Annotated in this window: 14 protein-coding genes and 3 tRNA genes; 11 read left to right on the top strand and 6 right to left on the bottom strand. The window is 70.5% G+C overall.

What is annotated here, in order from left to right; genetic code table 11:
• Positions 1-133: 133 nt before the first annotated feature.
• From cysK to recQ, 3 genes are all read left to right on the top strand, one after another.
• Positions 134-1,075, top strand: coding sequence for a cysteine synthase A (gene cysK / locus JUB10_RS06930; RefSeq protein WP_207454976.1), 942 nt, complete (start codon positions 134-136; stop codon positions 1,073-1,075).
• Complete coding sequence (gene epsC, locus JUB10_RS06925) at positions 1,072-1,608, top strand: serine O-acetyltransferase EpsC (protein WP_207454975.1); 537 nt, start codon at positions 1,072-1,074, stop codon at positions 1,606-1,608. Before cysK ends, epsC begins: the two co-directional genes overlap by 4 nt.
• A 62-nt stretch (positions 1,609-1,670) precedes the next feature.
• Positions 1,671-3,515, top strand: a complete 1,845-nt coding sequence (gene recQ / locus JUB10_RS06920) for a DNA helicase RecQ (RefSeq protein ID WP_207454974.1) — start codon at positions 1,671-1,673, stop codon at positions 3,513-3,515.
• A gap of 91 nt (positions 3,516-3,606) precedes the next feature.
• Here the strand turns inward: recQ and JUB10_RS06915 are convergent, their stop codons facing one another.
• Entirely contained in the window at positions 3,607-4,899 is a 1,293-nt protein-coding gene (locus JUB10_RS06915) for a GNAT family N-acetyltransferase (RefSeq protein WP_207454973.1), read from the bottom strand.
• Between the two features lie 99 nt (positions 4,900-4,998).
• Here JUB10_RS06915 and ypfJ point away from each other — a divergent pair, with 99 nt between their 5' ends.
• The 6 genes from ypfJ to JUB10_RS06885 all read left to right on the top strand — a co-directional run bounded on the left by ypfJ (position 4,999) and on the right by JUB10_RS06885 (position 12,001).
• Complete coding sequence (ypfJ, locus tag JUB10_RS06910) at positions 4,999-5,880, top strand: KPN_02809 family neutral zinc metallopeptidase (protein ID WP_207454972.1); 882 nt, start codon at positions 4,999-5,001, stop codon at positions 5,878-5,880.
• 114 nt (positions 5,881-5,994) lie between these two features.
• A complete protein-coding gene (locus tag JUB10_RS06905; protein ID WP_207454971.1) occupies positions 5,995-7,527 on the top strand; it encodes a CoA-acylating methylmalonate-semialdehyde dehydrogenase in 1,533 nt (510 codons plus the stop codon).
• 145 nt (positions 7,528-7,672) lie between these two features.
• A complete protein-coding gene (locus JUB10_RS06900) occupies positions 7,673-8,569 on the top strand; it encodes a serine/threonine-protein kinase (protein WP_307859174.1) in 897 nt (298 codons plus the stop codon).
• A 179-nt stretch (positions 8,570-8,748) separates the two neighbouring features.
• Entirely contained in the window at positions 8,749-9,372 is a 624-nt protein-coding gene (locus tag JUB10_RS06895; RefSeq protein ID WP_207454969.1) for a hypothetical protein, read from the top strand.
• A gap of 140 nt (positions 9,373-9,512) precedes the next feature.
• Positions 9,513-10,463 (top strand): DUF2382 domain-containing protein, encoded by a 951-nt coding sequence (locus tag JUB10_RS06890; protein ID WP_207454968.1) that lies wholly within the window; start codon positions 9,513-9,515, stop codon positions 10,461-10,463.
• Positions 10,464-10,618: 155 nt separating this feature from the next.
• Entirely contained in the window at positions 10,619-12,001 is a 1,383-nt protein-coding gene (locus tag JUB10_RS06885) for a PRC-barrel domain-containing protein (protein ID WP_207454967.1), read from the top strand.
• A gap of 119 nt (positions 12,002-12,120) precedes the next feature.
• Here the strand turns inward: JUB10_RS06885 and JUB10_RS06880 are convergent, their stop codons facing one another.
• The 4 genes from JUB10_RS06880 to JUB10_RS06865 all read right to left on the bottom strand — a co-directional run bounded on the left by JUB10_RS06880 (position 12,121) and on the right by JUB10_RS06865 (position 13,108).
• Positions 12,121-12,465: a hypothetical protein gene (locus JUB10_RS06880; protein WP_207454966.1), complete on the bottom strand. Its 345-nt coding sequence runs from the start codon at positions 12,463-12,465 to the stop codon at positions 12,121-12,123.
• Positions 12,466-12,821: 356 nt separating this feature from the next.
• Positions 12,822-12,897 (bottom strand) — tRNA-Phe (locus JUB10_RS06875).
• A gap of 23 nt (positions 12,898-12,920) precedes the next feature.
• Positions 12,921-12,994, bottom strand: a tRNA-Asp gene (locus JUB10_RS06870).
• 41 nt (positions 12,995-13,035) lie between these two features.
• Positions 13,036-13,108: transfer RNA gene (locus tag JUB10_RS06865), tRNA-Glu, on the bottom strand.
• A 292-nt stretch (positions 13,109-13,400) separates the two neighbouring features.
• Here JUB10_RS06865 and JUB10_RS06860 point away from each other — a divergent pair.
• Both JUB10_RS06860 and JUB10_RS06855 read left to right on the top strand, forming a co-directional pair.
• Entirely contained in the window at positions 13,401-14,747 is a 1,347-nt protein-coding gene (locus tag JUB10_RS06860) for a M23 family metallopeptidase (protein ID WP_207454965.1), read from the top strand.
• Positions 14,748-14,754: 7 nt separating this feature from the next.
• Positions 14,755-16,191, top strand: a complete 1,437-nt coding sequence (locus JUB10_RS06855; protein WP_207454964.1) for a C40 family peptidase — start codon at positions 14,755-14,757, stop codon at positions 16,189-16,191.
• 71 nt (positions 16,192-16,262) lie between these two features.
• Here JUB10_RS06855 and ppa read toward each other — a convergent pair whose 3' ends face one another.
• Positions 16,263-16,754, bottom strand: a complete 492-nt coding sequence (gene ppa / locus JUB10_RS06850; RefSeq protein ID WP_207454963.1) for an inorganic diphosphatase — start codon at positions 16,752-16,754, stop codon at positions 16,263-16,265.
• Positions 16,755-16,756: the final 2 nt, after the last annotated feature.

Genomic DNA, 16,756 nt, shown 5'->3' with positions numbered 1-16,756 from the left:
AGCCGAACCGCAGACACCGACCGGGCAGTCCTCGAAAGGGGGCTGCCCGGTCGTGTTACCGGTGGAATGTAATGGACCGCCGACTGAGTTCTAGGCTGACACCTGTCCTGTTTCACCGACGAAAGCACCCGACATGGCACGCATCCACTCGTCCATCACCGACGCCTTCGGCTCCACCCCGCTCGTCAAGCTCAACCGGGTGACGGATGGCGCGGGCGCCACGGTCCTCGCGAAGCTCGAGTTCTACAACCCCTCGGCGAGCGTCAAGGACCGTCTGGGCATCGCGATCGTTGACGCGGCGGAGAAGTCGGGCGAGCTGAAGCCGGGCGGCACGATCGTCGAGGCGACCAGCGGCAACACGGGCATCGCCCTCGCGATGATCGGTGCGGCCCGCGGCTACAACGTCGTCATCGCCATGCCCGAGACGATGAGCAACGAGCGCAAGACGATGGTCGCCGCCTACGGCGCCGAGCTCGTGCTGACCCCGGGCTCCGAGGGCATGAAGGGTGCCGTCGCGCGCGCCGAGCAGATCGTCGCCGAGCGCCCGGGCGCCGTGCTGGCCAAGCAGTTCGCCAACGAGGCCAACCCCGCCATCCACTACGCGACGACCGGTCCCGAGATCTGGAACGACACCGACGGCGGCGTCGACATCTTCGTCTCCGGCGTGGGCACCGGCGGCACGATCAGCGGCGCCGGCAAGTACCTCAAGGAGCAGAAGGACGGCGTTCAGGTCGTCGCGGTCGAGCCGAAGGAGTCGCCGATCCTCAACGGCGGCACCCCCGGGCCGCACAAGATCCAGGGCATCGGCGCCAACTTCGTGCCCGAGATCCTCGACCGCACCGTCTACGACGAGGTGATCGACGTCGACATCACCGAATCCGTCGCCATGGCTCGCCGCCTCGGCGCCGAGGAGGGCATTCTCGCCGGCATCTCGTCGGGAGCGACCGTGCACGCGGCCGTTGAACTCGCCAAGCGCCCGGAGAACGCGGGCAAGACGATCGTCGTCATCGTCGCGAGCTACGGCGAGCGCTACCTCTCCACCGTCCTCTACGAGGACATCCAGCGCTCGGTGTGAGCATCCGAGAGGACATCGCCGCCGCCCGCCAGCGCGACCCCGCGGCGCGCAGTGCGCTCGAGGTGTGGCTGACCTATCCGGGGCTGCATGCCGTCTGGGCGCACCGCGTCGCGCGCCGGCTGTGGCGCCTGCGCCTGCTGCTGCTCGCCCGCGTCGTGTCGCAGTTGGCCCGGTTCTTCACCGGCGTCGAGATCCATCCCGGCGCGACGATCGGGCGGCGGCTCTTCATCGACCACGGCATGGGCGTCGTCATCGGCGAGACCGCAGTGGTGGGCGACGACGTGATGATGTACCACGGCGTCACGCTCGGCGGGGTGACCTCCGAGCCGGAGAAGCGGCACCCGACCATCGGCGACCACGTCGTGCTCGGCGCGGGCTCGACGGTGCTCGGGCCGATCACGATCGGCGCGCACAGCGTCGTCGGAGCCGGCGCGGTCGTCGTGCGGGATGCCCCGGAGCGGTCGCTCCTCGTCGGCGTGCCCGCACACCCGCGGCCGCAGCGCCGCGACTACGGCCCCGAGTTCTCTATCTGATCGCTCCTCCCCATCCGCGCGCTGCCCGCCGTTCTCCTCCTGAGGTCGCAAGGCCCGGCCCGATGACGGATGCCCCGCCTACACTGCCTTCCGTGACGACCCCCTCCGCCGTGCTCGAGCGCACCTTCGGGTACTCCGCGTTCCGCGGGCAGCAGGCCGACATCATCGACCGCGTCGTCTCCGGCGGAGACGCCCTCGTGCTGATGCCGACCGGCGGCGGGAAGTCCCTCTGCTACCAGATTCCCGCGCTGGTACGCGAGGGCACCGGCGTCGTCGTCTCCCCGCTCATCGCCCTCATGCAGGATCAGGTCGACGCGCTCGGCGCCGTCGGCGTCCGAGCGGCGTTCCTCAACTCCACGCAGGACGGCCAGCAGCGCCGCGACGTCGAGCAGGCGTTCCTCTCGGGCGAGCTCGACCTGCTCTACCTGGCGCCGGAACGACTCCGGGTCGAGTCGACCGCCGCGCTGCTCGACCGGGGCCGCATCAGCCTCTTCGCGATCGACGAGGCCCACTGCGTGTCGCAGTGGGGCCACGACTTCCGCCCCGACTACCTCGGCCTGTCGATGCTGCACGAGCGGTGGCCGGATGTCCCGCGCATCGCCCTCACGGCGACCGCGACGCCCGCCACGCACCGGGAGATCGCCCAGCGGCTCGACCTCGGCAGCGCCGAGCACTTCGTGTCGAGCTTCGACCGGCCGAACATCCAGTACCGCATCGAGCCGAAGACCGAGCCGAAGCAGCAGCTGCTCAAGCTGCTGACCACGGAGCACCGCGGCGACGCCGGCATCGTCTACTGCCTCTCCCGCAAGTCCGTCGAGCAGACGGCGCAGTTCCTGGTCGACAACGGCATCCCGGCGCTGCCGTACCACGCGGGTCTCGACTCCGGCACGCGCGCGCGGCACCAGTCGCGGTTCCTCCGCGAGGACGGCATCGTCATGGTCGCGACGATCGCCTTCGGAATGGGCATCGACAAGCCCGACGTGCGCTTCGTCGCCCACCTCGACCTGCCCAAGAGCGTCGAGGGCTACTACCAGGAGACCGGCCGCGCCGGCCGTGACGGCTTGCCGTCCACCGCCTGGCTGGCCTACGGACTGCAGGACGTCGTGCAGCAGCGTCGGATGATCCAGGAGTCCGACGGCGACGAGGCGCACCGCCGGCGGCTGCAGCAGCACCTCGACGCGATGCTCGCGCTCTGCGAGACCGTCGAGTGCCGCCGCGTGCAGCTGCTCGCCTACTTCGGGCAGGCGAGCGAGCCCTGCGGCAACTGCGACACCTGCCTCACCCCTGCGGAGTCGTGGGACGGCACGATCCCGGCGCAGAAGCTGCTCTCGACCGTCGTGCGGCTCTGGCGCGAGCGTCACCAGCGCTTCGGCGCGGGCCATCTCATCGACATCCTGCTCGGCAAGCGCACGCCCCGCGTGATCGAGCAGAACCACGTCGAGCTGAAGACCTTCGGCATCGGCACCGAGCTGAGCGAGCAGGAGTGGCGCGACGCCGTGCGTCAGCTGCTGGCGCAGGGACTGCTCGCCGTCGCGAGCGACGGCTACGGCACCCTCGTGCTCACCGAGGCGAGCGCGAGCGTGCTCGACGGCTCACGGCAGGTGCGCCTCCGCCGCGACCCGGTCAAGCAGACGACCAGGGCCATGCGCACGACGGGGGTCGACCTGCCGAGCGACGCGCAGGGCCTGTTCGAGCGCCTGCGTGCCTGGCGCGCCGACACCGCGCGGGCGCAGGGCGTTCCCGCCTATGTCGTGTTCGGCGACTCGACTCTCCGCGGCATCGCCGTGACGCGCCCCTCGAGCCTCGAGGAGCTCGGCACGATCTCCGGCGTCGGTGCGAAGAAGCTCGAGGTCTACGGCGACGCCGTGCTCGAGGTCGTCGGGCAGTCGGCGGTCACCGCCGCCTGAGCGGGCTCGCGCAGGCCGTCAGCGGCCGCGACCGCTAGTCCGACCCCGACCCCGACCGGGGAGCGTCAGTACCAGCCCCGACCGCTGAGCGTCAGTACCAGACGCTCAACCAGGGCGTCCGATCCGACGCGAACAGCGCGTCCATCCCGTCGGGCACGGGCGATCCGCTCGCCCGCAGCAGGGTCGACGGGCGCACCCCGCCGAGCAGCACCGAGGAGAGCTGGTTCACGGTGAGCGTCAGCTCCGGGGCATCCGTCGTCTCGGTCACCGTCGCCGCGCCGTTCGCCACCTCGACGCGCCAGACCCCCGTGGCGAACCCGAGGTCGTCGGTGACACCGAGGGTGATCGCGCCGTCCGAGAAGTAGGAGCGCGACTCGAGCGTCACGGGCACGTCGAGCACGCGCAGGTACTGGTGCTCCTGCACCTCGGCCTTGACGCCGCGGAAGTCCGCGATCTGCCAGAGCAGCGGCTCGTCGACGCTGCGCAGGCCCGCCCGCACCTCGCTCACCAGGTCCATCTCGAGCACGAAGCGCCAGAGCGCGGCGTACGCGTCATCCGTCTCCGCCAGCAGGTGCTCGAGGTGCAGGGTGTGCTTCGTGAAGTCGGCGTCGCCACCGTCGATCTTGAAGATCGCGACGCCGCGGGTCTCGCCCTGCTCGTCGGCGTAGCGGAGCGTGCGCAGCCCGCGCTTGCGGGCCTCGTCGTCGCCCGTCAGGCCGGCGAGCTGCTGCCAGCGCAGCGGCCACACCGGCAGCTCTCCCGGGCTCGACAGCCGGTAGCGCTCGTGCACGCCGGCGACCTCGTCCACGAACCGCTCGTTCGGGATGAAGTGCACGTTTCCGCCCGGCACCGGTCCGGTCCACCGGGCGCGCTTCGTGTCGATGACGAGGTCGGCAGCGAGAGCGGCCGGCGCGAAGCCGTAGCGTCCGTAGATGGATGACTCCGACACCGTCAGCATCGCCAGCGGCAGCCCCAGCGCGGCCGCTGTGCGCAGCTCGGACTCCAGCATCGCGCGGGCGACGCCCCGGCGGCGGTGGGTCGGCGCGACCGTCACCGAGCTGATGGCCCACGCGGGGACGGTGCGGCCACCGGGCACCGTGAGGTTGGCCGGCCACGAGTTCACCGTCGCCACGGGCACCACCGGCTCGTCGACCGTCTCGTCCCAGACGCCCGTCGTGCGGCGGTAGGCGAGCCCCTCGCGCTGCTCCTTGAGCACCTTCTCCGACGGGTCGCCCTGGTGGAAGCCGCGGAGGTCCGCGCGCAGCCACGCGTCGAAGGCGGCCGCGTCGCTCGTGTCGACGAGACCGAGGCGCAGGCCCTGCGCGGCGAGGCGCTCCTGCGAGACGGCGTCGATCGGGAACGTGGTGAAGTCCTCGTTGGTCACCCGTCCGAGCCTATTGACGACGTGCCGCGCGGGCGAGCGGGAGCGGCCGGCCCGAACCATCCGGTGTCGCCCCGTGCCCGCCTGGGTACCGTCCGGGTCATGACGTTCAACGACGATGCGAACCTCCGCGGCAACCGGGTGCGCAAGCGCGGGCGCAATGCCGCGATCGCGGGCGGAGGCGGCGGCCTGCTCGTGGTGGGCCTGTTCATCGTGTCGCAGCTGCTCGGCGTCGACCTCACGGGCCTCGCCCCGGCCATCCAGGGCGGCGCGGGCGGCGGGGGCACGCAGCAGGAGCAGAGCCTCGAGCAGTGCCAGACGGGCGAGGACGCCAACCAGTACGTCGAGTGCCGCGTCGCCGGCACGCAGCTCTCGCTCGACGACTTCTGGGCCGAGCAGCTCGGTCAGGACTACGTCGAGCCCGGCATCGTCATCTTCGAGGGCGCCGTGGCCACGGCGTGCGGCAACGCCACGAGCGCCGTCGGGCCGTTCTACTGCCCGGGCGATCAGACCGTCTACATCGACACGAGCTTCTACGACGACCTGCGCACCCGCTTCGGCGCGAGCGGCGGACCGCTCGCCCAGGAGTACGTGATCGCCCACGAATGGGGCCACCACATCTCGAACTTGACCGGGGTGTTCGACCGGATGAACCGGCAGGACACCGGTCCGACCTCGGATGCCGTGCGCAGCGAGCTGCAGGCCGACTGCTTCGCCGGGGCGTGGGCACAGGGCGCCTCGAGCACCGAGGACGAGAGCGGCACGCCGTTCCTCGAGCCGCTCACGCAGCAGCAGATCGCCGATGCTCTCGACGCGGCGAACGTCATCGGCGACGACCGGATCCAGGAGTCGACGCAGGGTCAGGTGAACCCGGAGACGTGGACGCACGGCTCGAGCGAGCAGCGTCAGCGCTGGTTCGAGACGGGCTACGAGGGCGGGCCGGGCGCCTGTGACACGTTCGCGGTCGACGGCTCGCAGCTCTAGCGGAGGAATCCGCAGCAGAAGGAGCGGTCCCCGACGGGATCCGTCGTTCTTCGCGGTGTCATTTGTTGGAAACAGCGGCTGCTGGATAATGCAAGCACCGACTGGAGGACGCCCATGACCGACACCGCGCTCGACCCCGCCGTCACCGACCAGGACGCCCTTCCGGTCGTTCCGCATTGGATCGACGGAGCGCCCTCGCCCTCGTCGAGCGGGCGCACGGCACCGGTGTTCGACCCCGCCCTCGGCGTGACCACCAAGCACGTCGCGCTCGCCGACGCCGCCGAAATCGAGCGCGCCGTGGCATCCGCCCGCGCCGCCTTCCCCGCCTGGCGCGACACGTCGCTGGCGAAGCGGCAGACCGTGCTCTTCGCCTTCCGCGAGCTGCTGAACGCCCGCAAGGGCGAGCTCGCGGAGCTCATCACGAGCGAGCACGGCAAGGTGCACTCCGACGCGCTCGGCGAGATCCAGCGCGGGCTCGAGGTCGTCGAGTTCGCGACCGGCCTCGCGCACCACCTGAAGGGCGAGTTCTCGGAGCAGGTGTCGACAGACGTCGACGTGTACTCCCTCCGGCAGCCGCTCGGCGTCGTCGGGATCATCTCGCCCTTCAACTTCCCGGCGATGGTGCCGATGTGGTTCTTCCCGATCGCGATCGCCGCCGGCAACGCGGTCATCGTGAAGCCCAGCGAGAAGGACCCGTCGGCGGCGAACTGGCTCGGGGCGCTGTGGAAGGAAGCGGGCCTGCCGGACGGCGTCTTCACGGTGCTGCACGGAGACAAGGTGGCCGTCGACGGGCTGCTGACGCATCCCGACGTGCGGGCGATCTCGTTCGTCGGGTCGACGCCCATCGCCCGCTACGTGTACGAGACGGGCACGGCGCACGGCAAGCGCGTGCAGGCGCTCGGCGGCGCGAAGAACCACATGCTCGTGCTGCCCGACGCCGACCTCGACCTCGTCGCCGACAGTGCGATCAACGCCGGCTTCGGCTCGGCGGGGGAGCGCTGCATGGCGATCAGCGTCGTCGTCGCCGTCGAGCCCGTCGCCGACGACCTGATCGGCAAGATCCGCGACCGGATGACGCAGCTGAAGGTCGGCGACGGACGGCGCGCGTGCGACATGGGACCGCTCGTCACTGAGGCGCACCGCGACCGCGTCGCCTCGTACATCGACATCGCCGCCGAGGACGGCGCCGACGTCGTGGTTGACGGTCGCGGCATCGAGGTCGACGGCGACCCGCGCGGCTTCTGGCTCGGGCCGACCCTGCTCGACAAGGTGCCGACCACCTCGCGGGCCTACACCGACGAGATCTTCGGCCCCGTGCTCTCGGTCGTGCGCGTGGCCAGCTACGAGGACGGCGTCAAGCTCATCAACGAGGGCGCCTTCGGCAACGGCACCGCGATCTTCACCAACGACGGGGGAGCGGCCCGCCGCTTCCAGAACGAGGTGCAGGTCGGCATGATCGGCATCAACGTGCCCATCCCGGTGCCCGTGGCGACCTTCTCCTTCGGCGGTTGGAAGGACTCGCTGTTCGGCGACACCAAGGCGCACGGCGCCGAGGGCGTGCGCTTCTTCACCCAGACGAAGGCGGTCACCGCGCGCTGGCTCGACCCGAGCCACGGCGGGATCAACCTCGGCTTCCCCCAAAACTGAGGCGGATGACGCCGAGCCGAGGCGGATGACGCGGCGCTGAGTCCAGCCCAGTGGCCGGAGCAGTCGCCTCGGCCACGGGCACCCGCGGCATCCGGATCCCGATCGTTCAGGGTTCCGTTATCGGTGGACTTCTTACACTTGAACCATCGACGCCACGACGCCCCCGGAGAAGCTCCCGAAGCGGGATGAGAGCACCGGCACGCTCCTGCTCAGGAGGTACCGGCTGGGAGAGCTGCTGTCGAGCGGCGGTGCCTCCACCGTGTGGCGGGCGCGCGACGAGCAGCTCGGGCGCGACGTCGCGGTCAAGATCTTCCGCAGCGATGCGGTCACGCCGGAGCAGATCGAGGAGCAGGAGCGCGAGCTGCGCCTGCTCGCCGGCCTCAACCACCACGCGCTGTCGTGGCTGCTCGACGCCGGCGTCGGTCTCTCCGACCGGCGCAACCCGCGCGTCTATCTCGTGCTCGGCCTCATCGACGGCGACAACCTGCAGGACATGATCGCCGCCTCCGCTCCCTTCAGCACGCGGTTCACGGGCTACATGGGCTACGACGTCGCCGAGGCGCTCGAGTACCTGCACCACCGCGGGGTGGTGCACCGCGACCTCAAGCCGGCGAACATCGTCATGACCCGGTACGCCAATGCCGACGCGAGACACCGCGCGAAGGTCGTCGACTTCGGCATCGCGCAGCTGCTCGACAAGCTCCGCACGGGCGAGGTGCTCAAGGGCACGGCGGCGTACCTCAGCCCGGAGCAGGCGCTCGGACGCAAGGTCACCCCGGCGACCGACATCTACTCCCTCGGGCTCGTGCTGCTCGAGTGCCTCACGGGGCAGATCGCCTTCCCGGGCGACGCACTGACCAGTGCGAAGGCGCGGATCACGGGCGACCCGTTTATCCCCGACACTCTCGCGGAGGACTGGCGCAACGTCATCCGCGCCATGACCGCGCGCGATCCCGAGGCGCGGCCGACCGCCTCCGACGTGCTCATTCAGATGCGCGACATCCTCATCGCCGACATCGGCCGCCGCCGCGCGGATCGCTGACCCTAGCCCCATGGGAGCGTTCTCCCGGCAGAAAGCGGGTTGTCTGAACAGCGCAACCGTAGGCGCCTGGGAGTCGTCCGCGCGCGGCCTCCGTCCCCACTGAAGAAACCTCGAACGGGCTTGCCTCTCGTCCCTTCCCGTGACTGTCTTGATGAAGGGACGGACGAAAGGGGAGCGCGATGAGCTTCGACAACACCAACACCGAGGGTTCGGTACCGGCGCAGTCGCCTCGCGCTCGCCGTGAAGAGGCCGTGGAGCGGGAGAAGGAGCAGTTCGGCGGGGTCAAGATCGGTTCCGCGTTCTTCGGATGGCTCGCCGCGACCGGCCTCGCCGTGCTGCTGACCGCGCTCGTCGCCGCCATCGGTGCCGCCGTCGGCCTGAACGCCACGGGCGGAGACGCTGCGGAGGCCACTGAGGCCGCGACCCAGAACCCGTCGACGGCGGGCATCATCGGCGCGATCGCGGTGCTGGTGATCCTCTTCGTGTCGTACTACTCCGGCGGCTACGTCGCCGGCCGGATGGCGCGCTTCAACGGAGCCAAGCAGGGCATCGCCGTGTGGGTGTGGGCACTCCTGTTCGCCGTCATCGTCGCGATCCTCGCCGCCATCGCCGGCACGCAGTTCAACCTGCTGCAGAACCTCAACAGCTTCCCGCGCATCCCGGTGAGCGGTGACGACCTCACCGTCAGCGGCATCGTGACCGCCGTGCTCGCCGCGGTCGTCGCACTCGTCGGCGCCGTCCTCGGCGGCATCGCGGGCATGCGGTTCCACCGTCGCGTGGACCGCGCCGGCTTCGAGGGCTGACCCAGCCCCTTCACCCAGACCAGCTCGACCAGTCCCGGGCGTCCGGATCCGGGACATCCGAGAACCACCCTCACCTGGGCGTCTCCGGCGCGCCCGCACACGGCCACGAGCCACGAAAAAGATAAAGAGGAAGAGGAAAGATGATCAGCACGAACAACATCGAGCAGCTCTTCGACGCGAAGGTCGTCGGCTCCGACGACGACCGCATCGGCACCGTCGGTCAGATCTTCGTCGACGAGCAGGACGGCCACCCCACGTGGGCCACGGTCCGCACCGGGCTCTTCGGAACGAAGGAGACCTTCGTTCCGCTCGACAGCGCGACCTACACCGACGACGCCCTCCACGTCGCCTTCACCAAGGACTTCGTGAAGGACGCCCCGCGCATCGACACCGACAGCGCCCTCACCCCGCAGGAGGAGGACGAGCTGTACAGCTACTACAACCTGGGCAGCAACGCGGGCCTGACCGACTCCGGCACCGCCGACACCTTCGCCGGTACCGACACCTCCGACCGTGACGCCGACCTCGGCACCACCACGGGCACGGCCGGCACGTTCACCGGTACCGACACGACCGCCTCGGACTACGGCACCACCGAGACCGCGGGCGCGGGCGTCGGCGGCTTCGACAACGAGCGCACCGGCGTCGACAGCGACCGCACGGCCGCCGGGTTCGGCGACACCGGACACGACACCTCGGGTCCGAACACCGACAGCGCGATGACCCGCTCCGAGGAGCAGCTGCACGTGGGCACCGAGCGCGTTCAGACGGGTCGTGCCCGCCTGCGCAAGTACGTCGTGACCGAGCAGCAGACCGTCACCGTTCCGGTCGAGCGCGAGGAGGTCCGCCTCGAGCGCGAGCCCATCACCGACGCCAACGCCGGTGCCGCCTACGACGGCCCGGCGATCAGCGAGGAGGAGCACGAGGTGACCCTCAGCGAGGAGCGCCCCGTGGTGGAGAAGGAGGCCGTCCCGGTCGAGCGCGTGCGCCTCGACAAGGACGTCGTCACCGACCAGCAGCAGGTGAGCGAGGACGTCCGCCGCGAGGAGATCGAGCTCGACGGCGACACTAACGGCGACCGCCGCCTCTGAGTCGCAGAACACGGAGAAGGGCCGGACGACGTCCGGCCCTTCTCTCGTCCGCCCGTGATCACACCCTGCAGAGTGTCTGATTCCTTGCTGGGAACGCAGCCCCGCTGCATCCGCTCTCGGTTCACTGAGATCAGGGACGAATTAGGAGGTTCTCCATGATCAACCACTCCCTCATCGACCGGCTGTTCGACAAGACCGTGGTCGACAAGGACGACGACAAGATCGGCACGGTCGGTCAGGTCTTCGTCAGCCGCCGCGACGGGCATCCCACCTGGGCGACGGTGAAGACCGGCCTTTTCGGCAACAAGGAGTCGTTCGTGCCGCTCGACAGCGCGACCTACTCCGACGACGTGCTGCACATCGCGTTCGACAAGGCGTTCGTCAAGCACGCGCCCCGCATCGACACCGACGGCGCGCTGAGCCCCGAGGAGGAGGACGAGCTCTACCGCTACTACAGCGTGCAGGACGACGACTCGGATGACTCGTCGGACCGGAACGACGACCGCGACCACGACAAGGGCGGCCTGTTCCACCGCGGCCACGACGGTGATCGTGACCGCGACGGGGACCACGAGAAGCGCGGCCTCTTCGGGATCGGCGGCGGACACGGCGACGACCGGCGCGACGACGACGGCCAGGGCCGCGGCAAGCACGGCCTCTTCGGCCACGGCGACGACGACCGCCACGACTCCGACTCCGGTGGTCGGGGCAGGCACGTCGCGACCGCGGCGAGTGCGGCCGCTGCCGCCGCCGGCGGCACCGCCGCCGCGGGAGAGGTGCGCAGTGAGGACGGGCTCGGACACCGCGGACTCGGCGAGCCCGCGCCCATCGACGGCTCGAGCCATTCGACAGGAAGGAACGACGACATGACGGCAGGCGACGGCAGGGACGCGCTCGGCAGCGACGCACAGCGCTCGGCGATGGAGCACCAGGGCCTCGGCAACGACCAGCCCGGCTTCGGCGACGCCGAGAAGCGGAGCGCCTTCAGCGACGACACCGACAGCGCCACGCGTGACGCGGGCCTCGGCAGCAACGCCGGTGCCTCGTCCGACGGCGTGACCGGCCGCGACACGGCGACGCGCGATGCCGGTCTCGGCAGCGGCCCCGACGGTGTCGGCGGCGGGCAGCGCGACACCGCCACGCGCGACGCCGGGCTCGGTGACGAGGACCAGGGCCGCGGGCTGAACGATCCCGCGACCCGCAACCGCTCCGACGACACCGCGACGGACCTCGCCGGGTCGGATGTCTCGCACCGCGACCCGCTCGCATACGACCCCGTGCACGACGTCGACTCCGGCACGGGCCGGCACGCGAGCAACCTGGAGTTCGACAACCAGGTGAACGAGCGCAACAACCGCGAGGGCGAGATCACCAACACCGAGGACGGCGGACGTGACACCGACACCCTCGGCCGCCCGATGAACGACCCGGAGTCCGTCGGCTTCGGCACCGGGGGCGACGCGAGCCGCACAGGCGGCGAGCAGAGCCGCGAGAGCCGGATGCGCCGCTGGTCGGGGAACGAGGGCGATCAGCGCTGACTGCGACTCACGAACGAAGGCCCGGGGCATCCGCTCCGGGCCTTCGTCGTTCGGGAAGATCCTGTCGGGGGAGGGGCTGCGGGGCCGGCTTCCCTCCAGCCCCGCAGCCGTGTCGAGGGTCAGCTCTCGGCGGCGAGCAGCAGCACTGCGCTCACGGCTGTGGACAGAGCGACGAGGCCCGTCGCTGAGGCGAGCACCGTGAGGAGAACCTCGCGCGGCGCCCGCTTCGGCGACGCCTCGGGTGCGTCGCCGGCGAGTACCCGCTGCTCCAGGTGCGCCTGGGCCTCGGTCAGCGTGGGGAAGACCCCCACGCTCGACCCCTCGGAATCACGGACGCGGAACCGGTTGCCGAGGAGCTCGACCGATCCGCGATAGGCGGTCTCGTCATCGGCCGTCCAGAAATCCGAGACGACGTGATGCCAGGAGACCTGGGCGGGCGTGGCCGGCGGTGCCGGTTCCGCCACGGGCAGGAGGGTAGGGGTCCGCAGGGCGCGGACCGGGGCGGCGGGGCTGGCGAGAAGCGCGCTGCTGCGCGTCGGGTCGGCGAACGTCACCGTGTGAACTGCAATCCCGGAGCTGGGCCTGCTCCGACTTACGACCGATCGTCCGTCAGGTCCGGCCCCGTCGGGATGGCGAGGTTGTCGAACCCTCCGGAAGGAAGTCCGACCGGTGGCATCACCGTAAATCTGCTCTGACCCTTGAAAAAGGCCTTGCAAGCGGGTGCTGCATCCGGTGACAATTCGAGGTTCCCTCGGGCCGCAGCAGGGCGGGCTCGCCGGGAACGACGAAACCCCCGGCCGAGACCGGGGGTTCCTGACGTTGGTGGCTCCGACCGGCGTCGATCCGGTGACCTTTCGATTTTCAGTCGAACGCTCTACCAACTGAGCTACAGAGCCAAAAGAGCGACGTGTCGCTCTCGCGACCCTGACGGGACTTGAACCCGCGACCTCCGCCGTGACAGGGCGGCACGCTAACCAACTGCGCTACAGGGCCTTGCATATTTCGTTGTGTGGCTGCGTCCCGAATCGTGACCGTGACCCCAACGGGATTCGAACCCGTGCTGCCGCCGTGAAAGGGCGGTGTCCTAGGCCACTAAACGATGGGGCCGGGCAGAAGAGGTCTTCTACGCAACCGAGGGACAAGCATACGTGCCATCCCGTCAATCGCAAAACCGAGCCGGCGAGGGCCTCGAACACGCCGGAATCCGCGCCTGCGGCCGCGTCGGCAGCTCGGGGCTTACCTTCAATCTGTCGTTGAGACTTCCGCTCCCGCGAAGTACTCTTCTCGAGACTCCCGTCCCCCATACGTGGGGTGTGGGGTACGAGAGCCTGTCGCTACTGTTGCTTGCGTTGACTGTGTGACTGGCGTGACATAACGAAAGCAGCGCGACAGCAGAGCTATGAAGAAGACCCACCGCAATCGCCTCATCGCCTCCGCGGCCGCGTTCGCCGTCGCCCTGAGCGCATCGCTCTTCGGCGCGTCCCCGGCCTGGGCCGAGCGGGACTACCCGACATGGGACGAGGTCGAGGCGGCACGGGCGAACGAGTCCGCCCAGCAGGCGCTGATCTCCGAGCTCGAGGGCTTCATCACCCAGCTGCAGGGCGAGGTCGCGGCCGCTGAAGCCGAGGCGCAGCGCAAGGGCGAGGAGTACGCCGCGGCGCAGGAGGCCTACGACACCGCCGCCTACGAGGCCGACCAGCTGCAGGCCGAGGCGGATGCCGCGCAGGTCAAGGCCGACGAGTCGATGTCCCAGGCCGGCCAGCTGATCGCACAGCTCGCCCGAAGCGGCGGCGTCGACATGAGCGCGAACCTCTTCCTCAGCGGCGAGGAGGCGGACGACCTGCTCTACCAGCTGGGCGCGATGAGCCAGGTCACGCAGCAGGCCGACGGCATCTACACCCGCGCGGTGCAGGACAAGAACGACGCGCAGCAGCGCACCGAGCAGGCCAAGGTCGCCCGTGACGCGCTCCAGGCCCTCGCCGAGGAGGCGCAGCGCCTGCTCGAGGAAGCCCAGGCCGCGGCGTCCGCCGCTCAGTCGAAGCTCGACGAGCAGCTCGAGTACGAGGTGCAGATGGAGGCGCAGCTGTCCGTGCTGCGCGAGAACCGCGCCGCGACCGAGGCCGACTACCAGGCGGGCGTCGAGTACCGGGCTGAGCAGGCCCGCATCAAGGCCGAAGAGGAGCGCAAGGCACGCGAGGCGGCGGCAGCGGCCGCAGCGGCAGCTCGCGCGGCGGCAGCGGCAGCGGCGGCGGCGAACTCCGGCGGCGGAAGCAGCTCCGGTGGCGGCGGCAGCAGCAGCGCCGGCGGTGGCAGCAGCGCGGGCGGTACGCCGGTCGCGTCGGGCTGGTCCCGTCCCACGAGCGGCCGCGTGACCTCGGGCTACGGCATGCGCTATCTCGAGCTGTACGGCTACCTCCGCATGCACGCGGGCATCGACTTCGGCCCCGGCTGCGGTGCCGCGATCTTCGCGGCCGCCGACGGCACCGTCGACTACGCCGGCTACCTCGGCGGCAGCGGCTACACCGTGCGCATCAACCACGGTGGCGGGCTCACCACCTCCTACTCGCACATCCGCCAGGGCGGCATCGCTGTGCGCGTCGGGCAGTCGGTGAGCTCCGGCGACTACATCGCCGCCGTCGGCACGACCGGCAACTCGACCGGCTGCCACCTGCACTTCGAGGTGCGTCAGTACGGCGACTCCACCGACCCGGCCGCCTTCCTCCGCGCCCGCGGGGTGAGCGTCTAGGCACACCATGACCTGTCGACGTCGCGCCACGGGCGCGGCCGCCCTCACGGCGGCCCTCGCTCTCTCGGCGACGGTGCTCTCGCCGCTGCCCGCCTGGGCCGAGCCGGACCTGCCGACCTGGGACGACGTCGAGGACGCCCGCGCCGACGAGAGCGCGACGGCCGCGTTGATCGCCACGCTCGAGGACGGCCTCGCCGCGCTCGACGCGCAGGCCATCGCCGCGGGGCAGACGGCGCAGCAGGCGAACGAGACGTACCTGGCCGCGCAGCTCGAACTCGAGGACGCGACGGCCGAGGAGCAGTCGCTGCTCGCCGATGCGGCTGCGGCTCAGGAGCGGGCGGATACCTCGGCGCACCGTGCCGGCGCGATGATCGCCCAGCTCTCGCGCTCCGGCGGTTCGGACCTCTCGATGCAGCTGTTCCTGAGCGGCGACGAGGCGAGCGACCTGCTCTACCAGCTCGGCACGATGGACCGCCTGAGCGGACAGGCCGGCGAACTCATGGACGAGGCCGAGCTCGACCGGAACAGCGCGCAGTCCCTCGCCGATCAGGCGAGCCGGGCGAGCGCAGAACGCGAGCGTCGCGCCGCCGACGCCGAAGCCGCCTTCTCCGACGCGGAGGCGAGCTACGTCGCGGCCGTGACCGCGCTCGACGAGCAGCTCGCGCAGACCGAGGTGCTCTACGCCCAGCTCGCGCAGCTGAAGGGGACGACGGCCGAGATCGAGGCGGCCTACTACGCCGACCGCGACTGGTCCGGCGACGGCTCCGGTTCCGTGCCCGTCGAGCCGACGCCGGTCGTGCAGCCCGAGCAGCCGGTGCCCGCACAGCCGTCGCAGCCCACACCCGCTGGGCCGCAGCAGCCCGCACGGCCGAGCGCCCCGGTGCCGAGCCCGACGCAGCCGTCTCAGCCGGCCCCGACCCAGCCCAGACCGACACAGCCGGCGCAACCGGCGCCCGCGCCAGCGCCCGCCCCGGCACCAGCTCCCGCTCCAGCCCCGGCCCCTGCACCCTCGCCGACCCCCACCAAGGCTCCCGCGCCAAGCCCGGCGCCGGTGCCGCAGCCCAACCGCAGCGCAGTGCAGACCGCGATCGACTTCGCCAAGGCGCAACTGGGTGACCCCTACAAGTTCGCCGGCGCGGGCCCGGATGCCTGGGACTGCTCCGGGCTCACCCGCGCCGCCTACCGCGCGGCCGGCATCGACATCGGGCAGCACCTCGTGTCGTCGCAGTACAACACGATGTCGCGCCGCGGCCTGCTGGTGCCCAAGTCGCAGATGCAGGCGGGCGACCTGCTCTTCTACAGCAACAGCGGCGGTTTCTACCACGTGGCGATGTACATCGGGGGCGGCCAGATGATCGAGGCCCCGCGCGCGGGTGTGCCCGTCCGCATCACCGGGGTCCGCAACTACGACCTGATGAGCATGGTCGGCCGCCCGACCGGCTGATCACGCCGTTAACGACGGAAGCGGATGCCCCGGGGCGAGCCCCGAAGCATCCGCTTCCCTCGAGCAGAGGGTCAGTGCCCCTCGGCCTCCAGCTTCTTGAAGCCGTCCTGCACGATCTGCTCGGCCTCGGCGGCGTCGCCCCAGCCGTCGACCTTGACCCACTTGCCGGGCTCGAGGTCCTTGTAGCGCTCGAAGAAGTGCTGCAGCTCGTTCTTGATGTGCTCCGGAACATCGGTGATGTCCTGGATGTGCGACCAGCGCGGGTCCTTGTGCGGCACGCAGACGACCTTCGCGTCGCTGCCGGCCTCGTCGCTCATGTTGAGCACGCCGACCGGGCGCACCTTGACGCCGACACCGGGGAAGACCGGGTACTCGAGCAGCACGAGCGCGTCGACCGGGTCACCGTCGAGGCCGAGGGTGTTCTCGAAGTAGCCGTAGTCGGTCGGGTAGACGAACTGCGTGAACAGAACGCGGTCGAGGTAGACGCGTCCGGTCTCGTGGTCGACCTCGTACTTGTTGCGGCTCCCCTTCGGGATCTCGACGACGACGTCATAGGCGCCCATGC

The organism is Desertivibrio insolitus (assembly GCF_017355965.1).
Lineage (GTDB): Bacteria > Actinomycetota > Actinomycetes > Actinomycetales > Microbacteriaceae > JAFIQW01.
Note: the sequence above shows the minus strand (reverse complement) of the source record. Positions and strands in the feature narration are given on the sequence as shown.

Coding starts and splice junctions, on each gene's coding strand:
- recQ (WP_207454974.1), top strand. CDS start 1,671: ATGACGGATGCCCCGCCTACACTGCCTTCCGTGACGACCCCCTCCGCC.
- JUB10_RS06855 (WP_207454964.1), top strand. CDS start 14,755: ATGACCTGTCGACGTCGCGCCACGGGCGCGGCCGCCCTCACGGCGGCC.
- JUB10_RS06885 (WP_207454967.1), top strand. CDS start 10,619: ATGATCAACCACTCCCTCATCGACCGGCTGTTCGACAAGACCGTGGTC.
- JUB10_RS06905 (WP_207454971.1), top strand. CDS start 5,995: ATGACCGACACCGCGCTCGACCCCGCCGTCACCGACCAGGACGCCCTT.
- ypfJ (WP_207454972.1), top strand. CDS start 4,999: ATGACGTTCAACGACGATGCGAACCTCCGCGGCAACCGGGTGCGCAAG.
- JUB10_RS06895 (WP_207454969.1), top strand. CDS start 8,749: ATGAGCTTCGACAACACCAACACCGAGGGTTCGGTACCGGCGCAGTCG.
- ppa (WP_207454963.1), bottom strand. CDS start 16,754: ATGGGCGCCTATGACGTCGTCGTCGAGATCCCGAAGGGGAGCCGCAAC.
- JUB10_RS06890 (WP_207454968.1), top strand. CDS start 9,513: ATGATCAGCACGAACAACATCGAGCAGCTCTTCGACGCGAAGGTCGTC.
- cysK (WP_207454976.1), top strand. CDS start 134: ATGGCACGCATCCACTCGTCCATCACCGACGCCTTCGGCTCCACCCCG.
- JUB10_RS06860 (WP_207454965.1), top strand. CDS start 13,401: ATGAAGAAGACCCACCGCAATCGCCTCATCGCCTCCGCGGCCGCGTTC.